Origin of the sequence: Pseudacidovorax sp., from assembly GCF_017991995.1 — a bacterium.
Classification (GTDB): Bacteria; Pseudomonadota; Gammaproteobacteria; order Burkholderiales; family Burkholderiaceae_C; genus Xenophilus.
On sequence record NZ_JAGOPN010000003.1, the window covers coordinates 141,699 to 160,127 of the forward strand.

The following is an 18,429-nucleotide window of genomic DNA, read 5'->3' on the forward strand; positions in this document are numbered from 1 at the left end:
CGATCAGTTTTATGACCGACTCCCTGCATGAGCAGGGCGCTGCTGCGCCTGTGCTCGACCCTTCCTTTTCCACTGAAATCGTGGCTGATGGCCGCGCCGACGCGCCCGAAGCCGTCCTGGCCCACGACGTCGTCGCCGAGCCTGCTGCGCCCGAGGGCCCGCATCCTTTTGCCAAACTCGGCTTGGCGCCCGAACTCGTCGCCGCCGTGCGCGACCTGGGCTACACCGAACCCACCGCCGTCCAGACGAAGGCCATCCCGATGGCCATGCCCGGCAACGAAGAGCAGGACGCCAGCGCGGCCGGCTTCGTCGACCTGATGGTCTCCAGCCAGACCGGCAGCGGCAAGACCGCCGCCTTCCTGCTGCCCGTGCTGCACACGCTGCTGTTGCAACAGCAGCGCGAAGAAGAAGAGGCCAAGGCCGAGCATGCCCGCCTGGTGGCCGAAGCCGCCGCCCGCGGCGAAGCGCCGCCCAAGAAGCCCCGCCGCGTCAATCCGACGCAGTCGCGCAACTTCAAGGCGGCCGTCCCCGGCGCGCTGGTGCTGTGCCCCACGCGCGAACTGGCTCAGCAGGTGGCCCACGACGCCATCGAACTGGTGCGCCACTGCCGCGGCCTGCGCATCGCCAACGTGGTGGGCGGCATGCCCTACCAGTTGCAGATCGCCCGCCTGCAGAACGCCAACCTCGTGGTGGCCACGCCCGGCCGGCTGCTGGACCTGCAGCGTTCGATGCAGATCAAGCTGGATCAGGTGCGCTTCCTCGTCGTCGACGAGGCCGACCGCATGCTCGACCTGGGCTTCGCCGACGACCTCGCCGAGATCAACCAGCTGACCATCCAGCGCCAGCAGACCATGATGTTCAGCGCCACCTTTGCGCCGCGCATCCAGCAACTGGCCGCCCGCGTGATGCGCGAGCCGCGCAAGGTGCAGATCGACAGCCCGCAGCAGAAGCACGCCAACATCCGTCAGGTGCTGCACTGGGCCGACCACGCCAGCCACAAGCGTGCGCTGCTCGATCATTGGCTGCGTGACACGGCCATCCAGCAGGCCGTGGTCTTCGCCAGCACGCAGATCGAATGCGACGGCCTGGCCAATGACCTGCAGCAGGCCGGCTTCTCCGCCGTGGCGCTGCACGGGGCGCTGAGCCAGGGCTTGCGCAACCGTCGACTCATGGCGCTGCGCAACGGCCAAGTGCAGATCCTCGTGGCCACCGACGTCGCTGCCCGCGGCATCGACGTGCCGACGATCAGTCACGTTTTCAACTTCGGCCTGCCGATGAAGGCGGAGGACTACACCCACCGCATCGGCCGTACCGGGCGGGCGGGCCGCGATGGTATCGCCGTGACCTTCGCCGAGTTCCGCGACCAACGCCGCATCTTCGACATCGAAGCCTTCACCAAGCAGCAGTTCCAGCCCGAAGTGATCGAAGGCATGGAGCCGACCCGCCGTGCGCCGACGGCCCAGCCGCCGCGTGGCGGCGCGGGCCGGGGCCGTGGTGGTCCGGCCGGTCGCCAAGGAGACGACCGCCGTCGCTCGCCTGGCTTTGCCGGCGGTGGCCGTGCGCAGGGCTGGGGTGAGTCCTCGGGCGGCGCGCGTCATGGCGGCCAGCGCTCGCAGGGTTTCGACGGTGGCGCTCGCGCAGGGGGTGGCTTTGGCCGGCCTCAGGGCGACGACGGTTTCGGTGGCGGCCATCGCGGCCGTCAAGAGGGCTTCGGCGGCGGCCAACGTTCTGGCGAAGGCTTCGCAGGTCATCGTGGACACAACGAAGGCTTTGGCGGCCGTGGGCATGGCGAGGGCTTTGGCGGTCCCCGCTCGCACGGCGACAGCCGCCGGCCCGCGCCTGCTGCGCGCGACGGTCGTCCTTCGGGCGCCGGTCGTGGCCCCGGCGGCAAATCTTTTTCGGGTCGTGCCTTCGTTCCGCGTGACAGAGGCTAAAAAATCGTGTCATAATCTCACCTCTTCGGGCCGTTAGCTCAGTTGGTTAGAGCAGAGGACTTGAAGGGCATCAGCCTAAAGGTGCCTCGGCGCCAACGGATGAAGCCCGACGGGTTGCTCAAGGTAAGTTCACTCTGCCTTGAAGTAGAACTTCTCAAATTCGGCGAACGCTAACGTGCTCTTCCGAGCGCCAGGCCAACGCCGAGCGAAGCCCCGAAAGGGGAACGTGTAGAGACTCGACGGGAAGGCCGAAAGGCAAGACAGAGTCCAGACCACGAACCGGAAACGGGCAGCGAAAGCTGAAGTGGTAGGCATAATCCTTTGGTCGCTGGTTCAAGCCCAGCACGGCCTACCAGGACGGAAGAAACGAAGAAAGTTTTGCTTGATAGTTGGCGCCACGAAAATGTCGTGCTATACTAGAAAGCTCAGCGGCTGTAGCTCAGCTGGATAGAGTACTTGGCTACGAACCAAGGGGTCGTGGGTTCGATTCCTGCCAGCCGCACCATATTTCCCTATGGGGAACAACGGGTTAGCGCCACAAGCGCTAGCCCGTTTTTCTTTGTCCGAAACTTTTGAGGGAGTTCGCGCATGAGCAAAGCCTTCACCAAGGAACGCGACAACGGTGATGAGGACGACGAGGCGGGCGGCCTCCCGCCCTTACCCCCAGGTGGCAAGAACTACATCACGCCGGCAGGTTATGAGCGCCTGCGTGCCGAACTACTGTCATTGATGGATGTGGAGCGTCCCAAGGTGGTCGAGGCCGTCCACTGGGCCGCCAAGAATGGTGACCGATCGGAAAACGGCGACTACCTGTACGGCAAGAAGCGGCTTCGAGAAATCGACCGGCGGATCCGCTTTCTCACCAAACGCCTGGAGATCGCCGAAGTGACCGATCCGTCGGCCCATTACGGCAGCGACCAGGTGTTCTTTGGCGCTACCGTGACCTACGCGGACGAATCCGGCGAGGAGCACACGGTCACCATCCTGGGGATCGACGAGGCGGAGAGCGCACAACGCCAGGTAAGCTGGATCGCGCCCATCTCGCGGACCTTGCTCAAGGCCCGCGTGGGCGATGCGCTCAAGCTGGTGACACCCGGCGGTACGCAGGAGATCGAGGTGGTCGAGGTCGTGTACCCGGCGCCGGCTTCCCTCTGATCGGACCACAGCGCGGGCGGGCGACGGCGGGGGGCGCTCAGGGCGCGGGCACGATCCGCCGTGCCGACAGCACGGACGGTGTACGCCGCGCGGCGCGCAGCACGGATTCGACATGGGCTGCGTCGCGCACAGCGATGACGAAGCGCAGGTCGGTCGAATCCTGCTGGCTTTCGTCTGGCATCTCGACGTGGGTGATGTCCGCCTCGGCCCGGGCGAGGGTGGAGGCGACGCGCGCCAGCACGCCCTTGTCGTTGCGAACCGTCACGAGGATGCCCGTCTCGAAGCTGCGCACGGGCTCGTCGGCCCATTCCACTGCGAAGAAGCGCTCGGCGTCCTTGTGGCGCAGCCGCTGGCCGACCCCGCAGGCGTCGGTGTGGACCACCAGACCTTCGCCATGGCCCAGATAGCCCACGATCGGATCGCCGGGCACGGGGCGGCAGCACAGCGCAAAGCGCACGGATGAGTTTTCGCTGCCGTCCAGCGTGACCGCGCCTTGCGAGACGTTCTCATGCGCCGTGAAGCGCTCGCGGCTCATCAGCAGCGCATCGGGCTTCTCGCCACGCTCGGCCAGCAGCGTCATCAACCGCTTGGCCACGATGCTGGCCACCCGCTTGCCGAGGCCGATGTCGGTCATCAGGTCTTCGCGGTTGCGGTTGCCGGTGAAGCGCAGCAGCTTGTCCCAGATCGCCTGATAGTCCGCTTCGATTCCCGGCAGCTTGCGCACGCCCTCGGCACGCAGCGCCTGGGACAGCAGCTTTTCGCCCAGGCGCTCCGACTCGGCCTGGGCGAGGGTCTTGAGGTAATTGCGGATCTTCGAGCGGGCCCGCCCGGTACGCACAAAACCCAGCCATGCCGGGTTGGGCGTGGAGACCGGCGCGGTGATCACCTCGACCACGTCGCCGTTCTTGAGTTCGGTGCGCAGCGGCACCTGCTCTCCGTTGATGCGGGCTGCCGAGGCGTGGTGGCCCACGTTGGTGTGGATTGCATAGGCAAAGTCCACCACCGTGGCGCCGCGCGGCAGCGCCAGGATCTCGCTGCGAGGCGTGAAGACATAGACCGCGTCCGGGAACAGATCCACCTTGACGTGTTCCCAGAACTCACGCGCGTCGCGCGTCTCGTCCTGGATGTCGACCAGCGACTGCAGCCACTTGGCGCTGAGCCGCTCGCCCTGGTCTGCATCGCCGACGGCCTTGTAAAGCCAGTGTGCCGCCACGCCGGACTCGGCGACCACATGCATCGCTTCGGTACGGAGCTGGAACTCCACGTTCACGCCCGAAGGGCCCACCAGCGTCGTGTGCAGCGACTGGTAGCCGTTGATCTTGGGGATCGCGATGTGATCCTTGAACTTGCCCGGGTGCGGCTTGTACAGCTGGTGCAGCACGCCCAGGCCCGTGTAACAGGCGATCGTGCTGGGCACGATCAGGCGAAAGCCGTAGATGTCGGTGACCTGTGCAAAGCTCAGGTGCTTGTCGTCCATCTTGCGGTAGATGGAATACAGCGTCTTCTCGCGGCCGGCGATACGCACTTGGAGGCCGGCGGCAGCAAACGCCGTCTCCACGTCGCGCTGCACTTTCTGGATGAGATCGCGCCGGCGGCTGCGGGCCTTGGCCACGGCCTTGGTCAGGATCGCGTGGCGCCAGGGCTTGAGATGCCGGAACGACAACTCCTGCAACTCGCGGTAGGTCTGGTTGAGCCCCAGGCGGTAGGCGATGGGGGCGTAGATGTCCAGCGTCTCGCGCGCGATGCGGCCCCATTTGGCCCGCGGCGCATCGCTCAGGGTGCGCATGTTGTGCGTGCGGTCGGCCAGCTTGATGAGGATGACGCGCACGTCGCGCGCCATGGCGAGCAGCATCTTGCGGAAGGACTCGGCCTGGTTCTCCTCGCGCGTGTCGAACTGAAGCTTGTCGAGCTTGGTGAGGCCGTCCACCAGTTCCGCCACCGCCGAACCGAAACGCTCGACCAATTCAGGCTTGGTGACGCCGCAGTCTTCGATGGCGTCGTGCAGCAGCGCGGCCATGAGGGCCTGGGCATCGAGCTTCCACTCGGCACACTGGGCGGCGACGGCGATGGGATGCGTGATGTAGGGCTCGCCGCTGTTGCGCAACTGGCCGAGATGGGCTTCGTCGGCAAATCGGTAGGCGCGGCGCACCAGGTCCACATCCTCCGCCGCCAGATAGTCCAGTCGCGCAGTCAGCGCGGCGAAGCTGGCCGCAGCCGCATTCAGCGCGGCGGTCGGCGCCTTGCCGGGCGCCGGCGCCGCGCCGGATGCGGAAGAGGGAAGGACCACACTCATGCTTCGACTTTAGCCGCTGAAGCGTCCCGCGGTCTCCGGGCGCAAAAAAAGCACCTCGAAAGGTGCTTGTTCTTCGCCGGAGTTGCGAGAGGTGGCGGCAATCAGCCCGGAACCTTCTTGAGCATCTCGAGGCCGACCTTGCCATCGGCGATCTCGCGCAGGGCGGTGACCGCGGGCTTGTTCTTGCTCTCGATCTTGGGCGCATGGCCCTGGCTCAGCATGCGGGCGCGATAGGTGGCCGCCAGGACGAGCTGGAAGCGGTTGGGGATCTGCTGCAGGCAGTCTTCGACGGTGATGCGGGCCATGACGGTATGCCTTGATGAAGTGTCAGGGAATGTTCAGTGCCGCGAAGGTGTCGGCACGGGCGCGGCGCTGGGCAGAGTAGCGAAGCCGCTGCGCGTGAACGATCGCTTTGAGGTCGAAAAGCGCGCGTTCAAATAACTCGTTGATTATAACGTAGTCGAATTCACGGGTTTGCGTCATCTCCTCGGCCGCATTCTGCAGGCGCAGCTCAATGACCTCGGGGGCGTCCTCGCCGCGGCGCTCCAGGCGGGAGCGCAACTCTTCCCAACTCGGCGGCAGGATGAAGATCAGCACCGCGTTGGCGAACACCTTGCGCACCTGCAGCGCGCCCTGGAAGTCGATTTCCAGGATCACGTCGGCACCCGAGGCGATGCGCTCTTCCACCGCGCGCTTGGACGTGCCGTATCGGTGGCCATGCACATTGGCCCACTCGAGGAAGGCCTCGGCCTGCACCATGGCGTCGAATTCGGCGGGCGAGACGAAGAAGTACTCGCGGCCGTGCTTTTCCTGCCCGCGCGGCGCACGGGTGGTGTGCGAGACCGACGGGTTGACCGCCGAATCCAGCTCGCGCAAGGCCTTGACCAGGCTGGACTTGCCGGCGCCGCTCGGCGCCGCGACGACAAACAGGTTTCCGGGATATTCCATGGCGCTCATTCGATGTTCTGGACCTGCTCGCGCATCTGCTCGATCAGCACCTTCATGTCGACGCCGATGCGGGTGAGTTCGAGTGCCGCCGACTTCGAGCCGAGTGTGTTGGCCTCGCGGTGCAGTTCCTGGATCAGGAAGTCGAGCCGCTTGCCGACTTCGCCGCCCTTGGTGAGCAGCCGGTCGATCTCGTCGAGGTGGGCGCGCAGACGGCCCAGTTCCTCGGCGACGTCGATGCGGATCGCAAAGGCGGTGGCCTCGGAGAGCGCGCGGTCCTGCGCGGTCTCGGGCGTCGCACTGCCCGCGGTCAGGCCCATGGCTTCCTGCCAGCGCTCCAGAAAGCGGGTGCGTTGCTGCTCCACGAGCCGGGGCACGAGCGGTTCCGCCTGCTCGGCCAGGGCGCGCAGGCCCTGCAGCCGCTCCTGCAGCAAGGCCACGAGCCGGCCGCCTTCGCGCTGGCGCGCGGCGATCAGGTCGTCCACCACGGAGGTGGCGAGAGCGACGACATCGAACTGTTCGGCGGGCAGCGTGCGGCCGCCGTCGCTGCCGGCCAGCCGCAGCACATCGGCCACGCTCAGCTCGCGGGCCGTCGGCAGCCAGGCACGCACCGCGTCCTGGACGCCGTTGAGCCGCTGCAGCAGGCGCACGGAGGGCTCGGCCACCGCCGCGTCCGTGCCGGTCTCGACCGAGCCACGCATCTCGACCTTGCCGCGCTTGAGGCGGCGGGTGAGAAGTTCGCGAAGGGCCGGCTCGTGCTGGCGCAGCTCTTCGGGCAGCTTGAAGCTCAGGTCCAGGAAGCGGCTGTTGACGGCGCGCAGCTCCAGGCCGAGGCGAGGGCCCGGGCGTTCCTCGCCCGCGGGCGCGTCCGCGCTCGACGCGCGGCTCTGGCCGCTGGCGTAACCGGTCATGCTGTAAACTGCCATTGCACCTCGCTCTCGGCTCGTGTTCGTCTGACAAGCCCCGCAGAAGCGACGGGCCGGCACCCTCTCTCATGTGGATCGACGGGCTTGCCGCCTCACCTCTTCGGGCGAAGCCTCCGATTATGTCAAAGGTCAAACCGTCGCCCCTGATGCCGGACACGGTGATCGGTGGCTACCGAGTCGTTCGACGCATTTCCTCCGGCGGTTTCGGCGTGGTCTACCTGGCGGTGGACAAGGCGGGCCAGCAGGTCGCCATCAAGGAATACCTCCCTTCGTCGCTCGTGACGCGCGAGGACGGCAGCCTCATTCCGCAGGTGGCGCCCGAAAAGCTGTCGCTCTACCGACTCGGACTCAAGAGCTTCTTCGAGGAGGGCCGGGCCCTGGCGCAGATCGCCCATGCCTCGGTGGTGAGCGTGCTCAACTTCTTCCGCGAGAACGAGACCGTCTACATGGTGATGAACTACCTGGAAGGCGCCACGCTCCAGGACTTCATCGTCACCGCCCGCGAACTCAAGCGCGCCAAGGTGTTGCGCGAGTCGACCATCCGCTCGCTGTTCGACGAGATCCTCCGCGGTCTGCGTGTGGTGCACCAGCACAAGATGCTGCACCTGGACATCAAGCCCGCCAACATCTTCATCACCGACGACGACCGCGCGGTGATGATCGACTTCGGCGCCGCCCGCGAGGTGCTCTCCAAAGAGGGCAACTTCGTGCGGCCCATGTACACGCCCGGCTTTGCTGCGCCCGAGATGTATCGGCGCGACTCTTCCATGGGCCCGTGGACCGACATCTATGCCGTGGGCGCCTGCATGTACGCCTGCATGCACGGCTATCCGCCGCTGGACGCCCCCCAGCGGCTCGACAAGGACCGCCTGGGCCTGTCGCTCACGCGCATGCGCGGCGTGTACTCGGACGACCTGATCGAGGTGGTCGAGTGGTGCATGGCCCTCGACCCGCTGTCGCGGCCCCAGTCCGTCTTCGCGCTGCAGAAGGAGCTGGGCCGCGAGGGCGAGCGCCGCTACACCAAGCTGTCGGTGGCCGAGCGCATGCGCCTGTCGATCGACAACATGCGTGCCACGGAGCGCAAGCCGCTGGCCAAGGCCGGCACGCCCACCACCCGTCCGGCGGCGTCATGAAGTTCTCCGTCTTCCAGGTCAGCCGCAAGGGCGGGCGCCTCAAGAACGAGGACCGCATGGGCTACTGCTACACCCGCGAGTCGGCGCTGTTCGTGCTGGCCGACGGCATGGGCGGCCATCCGGAAGGCGAGGTGGCGGCGCAGATCGCGCTGCAGGCGGTGGCGGCGCTGTTCCAGCGCGAGGCGCGGCCCGTGCTCAAGGACGTGCGCGCCTTCCTCGCGGCGGCGGTCATGGCGGCCCACCAGCAGATCATGCGTTACGCCAGCGGCAAGGCCATGCTCGACACGCCGCGCACCACCATCGTGGTGGCGGTGCTGCAGCAGGGTTGCGCCACCTGGGTCCACTGTGGCGATTCGCGCCTGTATGCGGTGCGGGGCAACCGGCTGATGGTGCGCACGCGAGACCACTCCAATGCCGAGCGGCCTCGTGCCGAGGGGGGCGCCATGCCGGTGAACCGCAACCTGCTGCAGACCTGCCTGGGCTCGCCGGTGCCGCCGCTGTTCGATCTGTCCGAGCCGCTGTCCCTGCAGCAGGGCGACCGCCTGATGCTCTGTTCCGACGGGCTCTGGAGCGTGGTCGAGGACGCGCTGCTGGTCCGCACCCTCGGCGCCCGCCCGGTGGCCGATGCGGCGCCCGAACTCGTCGAGATGGCCCTGCGCCGCGGCGGCAGTCACTCCGACAATGTCACGCTGATCGCGGTGGAGTGGGAGACGCCCGATGCGCCCGGCTCCGAGCCGGGCGTTTCCACCGACAGCATCGGGCCGGACGTCTTTGCCTCCAGCATCCAGGCCGGGCTGCCGGGCGAGGAAGACCACGACGAGCTCGACGAGGCCGCCATCGAGCGCTCCATCGCCGAGATCAACGAGGCGATACGGCGCTCCGCCGCCCGAAAGAACTGATCCGCGCAAGGTGCTGCACGGCGAGCCTTCCGGGCCCGCGGCCATCGCCTTGCTTTTCCACGTTTCCGATCCAGAGATTCACATGAGCCCTTTCATCCGCAGCAGCGGCCGCACCGCCGACCAGCTCCGCCCCGTGCGCATCACCCGCGGCTTCACCATCCATGCCGAAGGCTCCGTCCTGATCGAGTTCGGCCAGACCCGTGTGCTGTGCACCGCCTCCGTCGAAGAAAAGGTGCCGCCGCACAAGCGCGGCAGCGGCGAGGGCTGGGTCACCGCCGAGTACGGCATGCTGCCCCGCGCCACCCACACCCGCGGCGATCGCGAGGCCGCACGCGGCAAGCAGAGCGGCCGCACGCAGGAGATCCAGCGCCTCATCGGCCGCTCCATGCGCGCCGTGTTCGACCTGGCCGCGCTGGGCGAACGCACGATCTATCTCGACTGCGACGTGCTGCAGGCCGATGGCGGCACGCGCACGGCCGCCATCACCGGCGCCTTCGTGGCGGCGCACGATGCGGTCGCCAAGCTCATTGCCGCCGGCACGCTGGCCGCGTCGCCGATCCGCAGCCATGTGGCCGCCATCTCGGTCGGCATCGTGCAGGGCACGCCGCTGCTGGACCTGGAATACGTCGAAGACTCCGCCTGCGACACCGACATGAACGTCGTCATGACCGGCGCCGGCCACTTCGTGGAAGTGCAGGGTACGGCCGAGGGCGCCGCCTTCAGCCGCGACGAGATGAACCAGCTGCTGGCGCTGGCCGACAAGGGCATCGCCGAGCTGGTGCAGCTGCAGAAGCAGGCGCTGCAGATCGCCTGAGCACGCGCGCGTACGAGACATCCATGAAACTGGTTCTCGCATCCAACAACGCGGGCAAGCTGGCCGAGCTGCAGCAGCTCTTCGGTACGCTGGGGCTCACGCTCGTGCGGCAGTCCGAGCTGGGCGTGGGCGAAGCGGAGGAGCCCTTCCGCACCTTCGTCGAGAACGCGCTGGCCAAGGCCCGCCACGCCAGCGCGGCCACCGGCCTGCCCGCCATTGCCGACGATGCCGGCCTGTGCGTCGACGCCTTCGGCGGCCTGCCTGGCGTGGACACGGCCTACTACGCCACGCAGTTCGGCTACGAGAAGGGCGACGCCAACAACGTCAAGGCACTGCTGGCGCAGCTGCGCGGCGAATCCAACCGCCGCGCCGCGCTGGTCAGCACGCTGGTCGCGCTGCGCCACGTCGAGGACCCCGAGCCGCTGGTCGCCGTGGGCCGCGCCGTCGGCGAGATCACCACCGAGCCGGTGGGCGAGCACGGCTTCGGCTTCGATCCGGTGATGTTCCTGCCCCAGTTCGGCAAGACCTTCGCGCAACTGCCGCCCGAGGTGAAGAACGCCCACAGCCACCGCGGCCAGGCCGCGCGCGCCATGCTGGCCCTGATGCGCGAGCGCTGGGCCCTGGGCGGATGAGCAGCATCCCGATCCAGCCCGTCGTGGCCGTGGCGCCGCAGGCCAACGACGTGCTGCACATGATGCGGCCCGGCCCGCTGCAACTGGCCGCATCGCCGCCGCTGTCGCTATACATCCACCTGCCCTGGTGCCTGCGCAAGTGCCCCTACTGCGACTTCAACTCGCACGAGTGGCGCGGTGAGGGCGATGCGGCGGCCGTGCCCGAGCAGCGCTACATCGACGCCCTGATCGCCGATCTGGATGCCGCGCTGCCCCTGGTGTGGGGCCGCACCGTGCACACCATCTTCCTGGGTGGCGGCACGCCCAGCCTGTTCGCGCCCGAAAGCATCGACCGGCTGCTCGGCGCCGTGCGCGCCCGCCTGCGGCTGGAGCCCGGCTGCGAGATCACGCTGGAGGCCAACCCCGGCACCTTCGAGCGCGACCGCTTCCGCGCCTACCGCGCCGCGGGCGTCACGCGGCTGTCGGTCGGCGTGCAGAGCTTCGACGACGCGCACCTGAAGGCGCTCGGCCGCGTGCACGACCGCCGCCAAGCCATCGCCGCCGTCGAAGAAGCCGCCCAGGCCTTCGAGACCTTCAATCTCGACCTGATGTACGCGCTGCCCGGGCAGACGCCGCAGGGCCTGGAGGCCGAGCTGGACCAGGCCCTGGCCCTTGCGCCCCCGCACCTGTCGATCTACCACCTGACCATCGAGCCCAACACCTTCTTCGCCAAGCACCCGCCCGTGCTGCCCGAGGACGACATCGCCTACGCCATGCTCGACCGCATCACCGAGCGCACGGCGGCCGCGGGCCTGGCGCGCTACGAGGTGTCGGCCTATGCAAGGCAGGGCCACAGCTGTACGCACAACCTCAACTACTGGCAGTTCGGCGACTACCTGGGCCTGGGCGCGGGTGCGCACGGCAAGCTGAGCTTTGCCCACCGCATCGTGCGGCAGGTGCGCGTGCGCGACCCGCAGCGCTACATGGCGCAGGCCCTGGCCGGCCAGGCCGTGGCCCAGAGCGACGACGTGGCACTGGCCGACCTGCCCTTCGAGTTCATGCTGAATGCGCTGCGGCTGAAGGAAGGCTTCACGCTGGCCCAGTTTGGCGAGCGCACCGGCCTGGCCATCAGCGCCATCCGCCGCCCGCTGGAAGAGGCCGAAGCCCGCGGCCTGCTGGCGCGCGACCTGCACCGCGTGTGGCCCACCGAGCGGGGCATGGATTTTCTGAGCGACCTGCAGGCGATGTTCCTGCCGGAGGGCGGCGAGGCGGACTGACGCCGACCCACCCGCGGAAGGGCGCGGCGGTGCCCTTACACTTGCGGCCTCTTTTCGCCTTCGGGCGCCATCCGGCGCCGCCGCAGAAGGCCGACCCAGGAAGCGTGGCAGAGTGGTCGATTGCACCGGTCTTGAAAACCGGCGACGGGCAACCGTCCGTGAGTTCGAATCTCACCGCTTCCGCCAATCTTGGCTTCCCTCCGCATTAACGGACTATCCGGCCCGCTGACTCCGCCAAGCGTCGCTGCATGAAAATCGCGGCCCGCTCATGCCGCCTTCCGCTTCGCTCACCAGTGATGTCGCCGCTCTCCGGGCTTCGCCCCGCTGGCGCCGTCTTGCCGCCTGGAGCGCCCTTCTCGCCGCAGCCGTCCTCATCATCGCCCTCGCCGGCCAATGGGCCGCCGACCGCGCCGCCCGCAACCAGGCCGACGAAATCCGCCGCGCGGCAGAGGTCCAGCTCTCGGGCCTGCGCGATGCCACCGGCCGCTACCGGCACCTGCCCTTCACCGCGGCCCTGCACCCTGTGGTGCTCGCGCTGCTGAACGCGCCCGGGCAGGCCGCGCTCGGCCAGAGCGCCAACCGCTACCTCGAAGAACTCAACCGGCTGGCCGGCTCCGACGTGCTCTATCTCATCGACGCGCACGGCGTCACGCTGGCCGCCAGCAACTGGGCCGCGCCACAGAGCTTCGTCGGCCATTCCTATGCCAACCGCCCGTACTTCACCGAGGCGCTGGCGGGCCGCAGCGGGCGCTTCTACGGTGTGGGGCAGACCACCGGCGAGCCCGGACTGTTCATCTCGGCGCCGGTACGGGGCGACGGTGACCAGGTGCTGGGCGTCGTCACCGTCAAGGTCAGCCTGCGGCAGCTGCAGGAGTCCTGGCGCATCGCCAAGGATCCGATCCTGCTCACCGATGCGCGGGGCATCGTCTTCCTCAGCTCCGTGCCGCAGTGGCTCTACCACGCCACGCGGCCGGTCGATGCCGAGGGGCTGGCGCAGGTGCGGCGCGACCAGCAGTACGGTCCGCGTGCCAGCTTTCCGCAACTGCCCTGGAAGGTGGCGCGGGACGGCGACCGGCCCGGCGCCTTGATCCGCACGCAGATCGACGGTCAGGCCCGCCACTTCCTGGCGGTGAGCGAGCCGGTGGAAGACCTGCCGTGGACGCTGACGGTGATGGCCGACCACGACCAGGTGCTGCGCACGCGCGAGAGCGCGTGGATGGTCGCCGTGCTGTGCCTGAGCCTGCTGTTGCTGGGCGGGCTCTACTGGCGCCTGCGCGAGCGGCGCTTTGCCGAGCAGCGCGACGCCCGCCGCGAGTTGGAGCTGCGCGTCGAGGAGCGCACCCACGCCCTGGGCGAGGCGCATGCCTTCCGCAAGGCCATGGAAGACGCGCTGCCCGTGGGCATGCGGGCGCGCGACATGGAGGGGCGCATCACCTACGTCAATCCCGCCTTCTGCCAGATGACGGGCTTCGAGGCCGGTGAACTGCTGGGCCGGCTGCCGCCCTATCCCTACTGGCATCCCGACGAGGTCACGCGCCACTGGCACCACTACGACGCCATGATGAGTGGCCGCAGCGCGCCCGATGGCCACGAGTCGCGACTGCGGCACAAGGACGGGCACGAGGTCATCACCATGGTCTACACCGCGCCGCTGATCGACGCCGAGGGCCGGCATGCGGGCTGGATGAGTTCGGTGGTCGACGTGACCGAGCAGCGGCGCGCCGAGCTGCAGCAGCGCCAGAACGAAGCGCAGCTGCAGCATGCCCAGCGCCTGGCCAGCCTGGGCGAGATGGCCTCGACGCTGGCCCACGAGCTGAACCAGCCGCTGATGGCGTTGAGCAGCTTTGCGAGTGCGGCCAAGGCCTTCGCGCAACGCGGCGAGGGCGCACTGCTGACCCAGAGCCTGGACGACACCATCGCGCAGGCCCAGCGCAGCGCCGAGATCGTGCGGCGCATCCGCGGCTTCGTGCGCCAGCGCACCGCGGGCGCGGAGGACTGCGCGCTCGCCACGCTGGTGGCGCAGGCGCTGGCCCTGCTGCGCGGCGAACTGCGGGAGTCCCAGGTGACGCCCGAGGTGCGCATTCCCGACGACCTGCCGCTGCTGCGCGGCGACCGCGTGCTGCTGGAGCAGGTGCTGCTCAACCTGGTCTCCAACAGCCTGCATGCGATGCGCGCGGTGCCGGCCGCGGAGCGCCGGCTCGAGATCGAGGCGCATCCGCGCGAGGGCTGCATCCAGCTGCAGCTGGCCGACCGCGGCACGGGCATCGATCCGGCCATCGCCGACCAGGTGTTCGAGCCCTTCTTCACCACGCGCCCGGGCGGGCTCGGCCTGGGCCTGAACATCTGCCGCACCATCGTCGAGGCCCACCGCGGCCGCCTGTTCTTTGCCGGACGCGAAGGCGGCGGCACGATCTTCACGCTCGAACTGCCCATCGCCTGCCCATGACCCTGCCCGCCAACAACCTGTGTGTCGTCGACGACGACGAGGCCGTGCGCCGCTCGCTGGGCCTGCTGCTGCTGTCACGCGGCTATGCGGTGCGCACCTTCGAAAGCGGCGAGGACTTCCTGGCCGGCGTGGACCTGCAGCATCCCGGCTGCGTCATCCTCGACCTGCGCCTGGGCGGCATGAGCGGGCTGCAGGTCTTCGATGCATTGCGGCAGCGGGACAGCGCGCTGGAGGTGCTCTTCCTCTCCGGCCATGGCGACATTCCCATGGCCGTGGAGGCGGTGCAGAACGGTGCGCTCGGCTGGCTCGAAAAGCCCTGCAACGACGAGCGCCTGCTGGCCGCCGTCGCCAAGGCGCTGGAGAAGGCCCAGGCCGGCGCCGAGCGCCGCCAGGCGCTGCAGGCCGCCCAGGCGCTGTGGCAGAAGCTCACGCCGCGCGAGATGCAGGTGGCGCGGCTGGTGGCCGAGGGCAAGCCCAACAAGGAGATCGCGCAGGAGCTGGCCCCGGTGGAGCTGCGCACCATCGAGACGCACCGCGCCCATGTCTTCGCCAAGCTGGGCGTGGCCAACAGCCACGGGCTGTACCGCTTCCTGCGCGAGCACGGCCTTTAGAACTGCACGTGCCGGGATTGGGGATAACCCCTGCGTAGCGCCACGGAGGCCGCCGGCCCGCGGCTACGGACGACGCCGCCCCGCCGCCGCGCCACACTGCCGGCCGGCCCGCAACGAGGCCGCTCCCGATCACGACAGAAGGAAACAACCATGCAACGCAGTCACTGGAAGGCATTGGCGGGTGGCGCCGTGCTCGCCGCCCTCGTTGCGGCGCCCGCCGCATTCGCGCAAGGCTATCCCGAGCGGCCGATCGAGCTGCAGGTGCCCTTCGCACCCGGCGGCACCACCGACATCGTGGGCCGCGTCATTGCCGATCCGCTGGGCAAGATCCTGGGTCAGCCGGTGGTGGTGGTCAACAAGGCCGGCGGCGGTGGCGCCGTGGGCGCGCTGGAAACCGCACGCGCCACGCCGGACGGCTACAAGCTGGGCGTGGCCACCGTGTCCAGCACGGCCGCCAATCCGGCGATCAACCCCAAGACGCCGTACAACCCGCTGACGGACTTCACGCCCATCATCAACATCGCGGCCACGCCCAACGTGATCGCCGTGAACCCCAGCTTTCCGGCCAAGGACTACGCGGGCTTCATTGCCGAGCTGAAGAAGAACCCGGGCAAGTACTCGTACGGCACCTCCGGCACCGGCGGCATCGGCCACCTGCTGATGGAGCTCTACAAGAGCGTGACCGGCACCTTCATCACGCACATTCCCTATCGCGGCGCCGGTCCGGCCCTCAACGATGTGGTGGCGGGCCAGGTGCCCATGATCTTCGACAACCTGCCCTCGGCGCTGCCCTTCATCAAGGCCGGCAAGCTGGTGCCCATCGTGGTGGCCGCGCCGCAGCGCCTGAAGGAGCTGCCCAATGTGCCCACCTTCAAGGAAGTGGGCCTGGAGCCGGTGAACCGCATGGCCTACTACGGCATCCTGGGGCCCAAGGGCCTGCCGAAGGAGGTGGTCGACAAGATCAGCATGGGCACCAAGAAGGCCCTCGAAGACCCGGCCGTGCGCAAGCGCATCGAAGACACCGGCTCGATCATCGTGGCCAACACGCCCGAGCAGTTTGCTGAACAGATCAAGGCCGAGTACGCGGTCTACAAGGACGTGGTGCAGAAGCAGAAGCTGACGCTCGACAACTGATGCGCCCGCGGCTGGCCGGCGCTCCGTGACGCCAGCCGGCCTGCACCACCAAGCCCGCCTGCTCGGCCTGTCCGCGCGGGCGTTGTCGTTTCAGCTCTCCGTTGTGCTGCGCGACAGCCGCGGCGCGCGGAGCTGGATGCTCGCCTTCAGCGTTGCATGACTTCGCGCAGCGTGACTTCTGCCCCCGTATTGCCCCAGCTGCTTCGCACATAACTCAGCACCGCGGCAATGTCCTCATCGCTCAGCACATGGCCGAAGGGAGGCATGCCGTAGGGGCGCGGATTGCCCTCGGTGGCCGGCGGGTAGCCGCCGCGTCGCACCACCTGCACCAGGTTGACCGGGTTGGCCAGGTTGACTGCCCGGTTGCCCGCGAGCGGCGGGAAGGCGCCCGGCTCCCCCTGGCCCTGGTCGCCGTGGCACCAGGCGCATTGCTGGGCATAGATCTTCTCGCCGCGGGCCAGCAGCGACACGTTGCGGTGCGGTGGCTGGGTGGGGGCAGGCGGCGCGGGCTGCTGCGGCAGCTCCTTCAGGTACAGCGCCATCGCCTGCAGGTCCGCGTCGCTCATGTGCTGCGTGCTGCGGTACACCACCTCGGCCATGGGGCCCAGCACCGAGCCATGCTCGGTGCGGCCGGTCTTGAGCAGCGCCACGATGTCCTGCAGCGGCCAGCCGGCCACGCCCGCCTCGTGCGGCGCGTCGAGTGCGGGTGCATACCAGTTCTCGCCGGGCAGCATGCCGCCGGCCAGGCCGCGGCTCACATCGGTTGCGCCCAGCGTGTTGCGGCTGCCGTGGCAGGCGATGCAGTGGCCCAGGCCCTGCACCAGGTAGGCGCCGCGGTTGTGCTCGGCCGAGCGACCGGGCTCGGGCACGAACTCGGCCGGCCGGAAGAACAGCGCCCGCCACACGGCCAGCGCGACCTGCGTGTCGTAGGGAAAGCGCAGCGTGTGCGGCCGGTTGGCCTGCGTCACCGGCGGCAGGCTCTGCAGCCAGGCGAAGAGCGCGTCCGAATCCTCGCGCGTGACCTGCGTGAAGCTGGTGTACGGAAAGGCCGGATACAGCAGCCGCCCGTTGCGCGAGCGGCCATGGTGCAGGGCGCGCCAGAAATGGTCGGCGTTCCACTGGCCGAGGCCGGTGAGCGGGTCGGGTGTGAGGTTGCCGGCATACAGCGTGCCGAAGGGCGTCTCGATGCCGCGCCCGCCTGCATAGGCGGCGCCGCCTCGGGCGGTGTGGCAGCCGGCGCAGTTGCCGGCAATGGCCAGGTAGCGGCCGCGGTCGAGCTGCGCGGCCGAGGCCGCGGGCGGCGGCAGGTCCCCGCGGATCGGGGCTTCGCCGCGCAGGTTGAGCAGCACCACGGTGGTCGCCAGTGCGGCGAGCAAGGCGGCGAGGGCCAATCCGCTCCACAGGGCAACGCGTCGGAATCCGAACAGGCGGGCTTCGGTCCCGGCAGCACGGGGCGCGCTCATTGGTGCGCCTCCATCGCGCTGCACGCCACCGGCAGGCCCGCGGGCAGGGCCGACGGGGGCACGGCCTTGTAGTTCGCCGGCACCGGCTGCGCGGCCAGCCAACCGGCGACGGCGCGGATGTCCTCGCTCTTGAGCCGCCTTCCGACCTCTGCCATGCAGTCGGGTGCCAGTGCGCGCCGGTCGCCCGTGACCCAGGCGCCCAACTGCGAGGCGATGTACAGGCGCGGCAGCCCCAGCAGCCCCGGAATGCCCGGCTGCACGCCGGTGAGCGCCGGTCCGTGGCAGCGCACGCAGGCCGGAATGCCGCGCGTTGCATCGCCTTCGAACACCAGCGCCCGGCCGCGTGCCAGCTCGGCGGCCGGCAGGTCGGAGGGCGTGGGCGCGGGATAGGGCAGGTCCAGCCCGGCGAAGTACTCGGCCATCTCGCGCAGGTAGGCATCCGAGAGCTGGGCCAGCAGGTGGTTCATGTCGGCCTGCTGGCGCCGGCCGTCGCGGAAGCTGCGAAGCTGGTCATAGAGGTAGCCGGCCGGCTTGCCCGCCAGCCGCGGGAAGTAGCCGGAATTGGTCGCCAGCCCCTCGCGGCCGTGGCAGGTGGTGCAGGCGGCCATGCGGCGCTGCATCTCGTCGGCGGCCTGGGCGCTGCTCAGCGTGCCGGCCAGAAGTGCCAGGGCCAGCACGACCCCGCGTGCAAGGCGTGGGCGCACGCCGGGTCCCTGCCGCGCGCGAGCCGCCTCCGGCCCGCCTTGTCGTCTCGTCACCGTTTTCTTCATGGTCGACTCCGTGGCTCC

At 68.9% G+C, this 18,429-nt stretch carries 16 protein-coding genes and 2 tRNA genes; 12 read left to right on the forward strand and 6 right to left on the reverse strand.

Features of this window, described 5'->3' with window-relative positions; all coding sequences use genetic code 11:
- Positions 1–11: 11 nt before the first annotated feature.
- The 3 genes from KBC94_RS05270 (at position 12) to greB (ending at position 3,089) form a co-directional block, all read left to right on the forward strand.
- Positions 12–1,934, forward strand: coding sequence for a DEAD/DEAH box helicase (locus KBC94_RS05270; protein ID WP_294367144.1), 1,923 nt, complete (start codon positions 12–14; stop codon positions 1,932–1,934).
- 428 nt (positions 1,935–2,362) lie between these two features.
- A tRNA-Arg gene (locus KBC94_RS05275) sits at positions 2,363–2,439 on the forward strand.
- Between the two features lie 83 nt (positions 2,440–2,522).
- Positions 2,523–3,089: a transcription elongation factor GreB gene (greB, locus tag KBC94_RS05280; RefSeq protein WP_294367146.1), complete on the forward strand. Its 567-nt coding sequence runs from the start codon at positions 2,523–2,525 to the stop codon at positions 3,087–3,089.
- Between the two features lie 37 nt (positions 3,090–3,126).
- Here greB and KBC94_RS05285 read toward each other — a convergent pair whose 3' ends face one another.
- From KBC94_RS05285 to KBC94_RS05300, 4 genes are all read right to left on the reverse strand, one after another.
- Positions 3,127–5,382 carry a bifunctional (p)ppGpp synthetase/guanosine-3',5'-bis(diphosphate) 3'-pyrophosphohydrolase gene (locus tag KBC94_RS05285; RefSeq protein ID WP_294367148.1) on the reverse strand — a complete coding sequence of 752 codons (2,256 nt, stop codon included), beginning with the start codon at positions 5,380–5,382 and terminating at the stop codon, positions 3,127–3,129.
- Between the two features lie 101 nt (positions 5,383–5,483).
- Positions 5,484–5,687, reverse strand: coding sequence for a DNA-directed RNA polymerase subunit omega (gene rpoZ / locus KBC94_RS05290; RefSeq protein WP_017758912.1), 204 nt, complete (start codon positions 5,685–5,687; stop codon positions 5,484–5,486).
- A gap of 22 nt (positions 5,688–5,709) precedes the next feature.
- A complete protein-coding gene (gene gmk, locus KBC94_RS05295; protein ID WP_017758911.1) occupies positions 5,710–6,330 on the reverse strand; it encodes a guanylate kinase in 621 nt (206 codons plus the stop codon).
- Between the two features lie 5 nt (positions 6,331–6,335).
- The gene (locus KBC94_RS05300) at positions 6,336–7,253 is read right to left on the reverse strand and encodes a YicC/YloC family endoribonuclease (RefSeq protein WP_294367152.1); all 918 of its coding nucleotides are present in this window, start codon (positions 7,251–7,253) and stop codon (positions 6,336–6,338) included.
- 119 nt (positions 7,254–7,372) lie between these two features.
- Between KBC94_RS05300 and KBC94_RS05305 the strand changes: the two genes are divergently transcribed.
- From KBC94_RS05305 to KBC94_RS05345, 9 genes are all read left to right on the forward strand, one after another.
- A complete protein-coding gene (locus tag KBC94_RS05305) occupies positions 7,373–8,386 on the forward strand; it encodes a serine/threonine-protein kinase (RefSeq protein ID WP_294367153.1) in 1,014 nt (337 codons plus the stop codon).
- Entirely contained in the window at positions 8,383–9,285 is a 903-nt protein-coding gene (locus tag KBC94_RS05310) for a PP2C family serine/threonine-protein phosphatase (protein ID WP_294367156.1), read from the forward strand. The genes KBC94_RS05305 and KBC94_RS05310 overlap by 4 nt, the downstream gene beginning before the upstream one ends.
- 82 nt (positions 9,286–9,367) lie before the next feature.
- A complete protein-coding gene (gene rph, locus KBC94_RS05315; protein WP_294367160.1) occupies positions 9,368–10,099 on the forward strand; it encodes a ribonuclease PH in 732 nt (243 codons plus the stop codon).
- 23 nt (positions 10,100–10,122) lie between these two features.
- Positions 10,123–10,731: an RdgB/HAM1 family non-canonical purine NTP pyrophosphatase gene (gene rdgB / locus KBC94_RS05320; protein ID WP_294367163.1), complete on the forward strand. Its 609-nt coding sequence runs from the start codon at positions 10,123–10,125 to the stop codon at positions 10,729–10,731.
- Positions 10,728–11,987 (forward strand): radical SAM family heme chaperone HemW, encoded by a 1,260-nt coding sequence (gene hemW / locus KBC94_RS05325; RefSeq protein ID WP_294367166.1) that lies wholly within the window; start codon positions 10,728–10,730, stop codon positions 11,985–11,987. Before rdgB ends, hemW begins: the two co-directional genes overlap by 4 nt.
- A gap of 98 nt (positions 11,988–12,085) precedes the next feature.
- Positions 12,086–12,173: transfer RNA gene (locus KBC94_RS05330), tRNA-Ser, on the forward strand.
- An 82-nt stretch (positions 12,174–12,255) separates the two neighbouring features.
- A complete protein-coding gene (locus tag KBC94_RS05335) occupies positions 12,256–14,433 on the forward strand; it encodes an ATP-binding protein (RefSeq protein ID WP_294367169.1) in 2,178 nt (725 codons plus the stop codon).
- Entirely contained in the window at positions 14,430–15,044 is a 615-nt protein-coding gene (locus KBC94_RS05340; RefSeq protein ID WP_294367173.1) for a response regulator, read from the forward strand. Before KBC94_RS05335 ends, KBC94_RS05340 begins: the two co-directional genes overlap by 4 nt.
- 150 nt (positions 15,045–15,194) lie before the next feature.
- Positions 15,195–16,178, forward strand: a complete 984-nt coding sequence (locus KBC94_RS05345; RefSeq protein ID WP_294367176.1) for a tripartite tricarboxylate transporter substrate binding protein BugE — start codon at positions 15,195–15,197, stop codon at positions 16,176–16,178.
- A gap of 146 nt (positions 16,179–16,324) precedes the next feature.
- On the opposite strand, the gene KBC94_RS05350 is transcribed toward KBC94_RS05345, so the two are convergent.
- Both KBC94_RS05350 and KBC94_RS05355 read right to left on the reverse strand, forming a co-directional pair.
- Positions 16,325–17,641 carry a cytochrome c gene (locus KBC94_RS05350; RefSeq protein WP_294367179.1) on the reverse strand — a complete coding sequence of 439 codons (1,317 nt, stop codon included), beginning with the start codon at positions 17,639–17,641 and terminating at the stop codon, positions 16,325–16,327.
- Positions 17,638–18,345: a c-type cytochrome gene (locus KBC94_RS05355; protein WP_294367183.1), complete on the reverse strand. Its 708-nt coding sequence runs from the start codon at positions 18,343–18,345 to the stop codon at positions 17,638–17,640. The genes KBC94_RS05350 and KBC94_RS05355 overlap by 4 nt, the downstream gene beginning before the upstream one ends.
- Between the last annotated feature and the right edge of the window lie 84 nt (positions 18,346–18,429).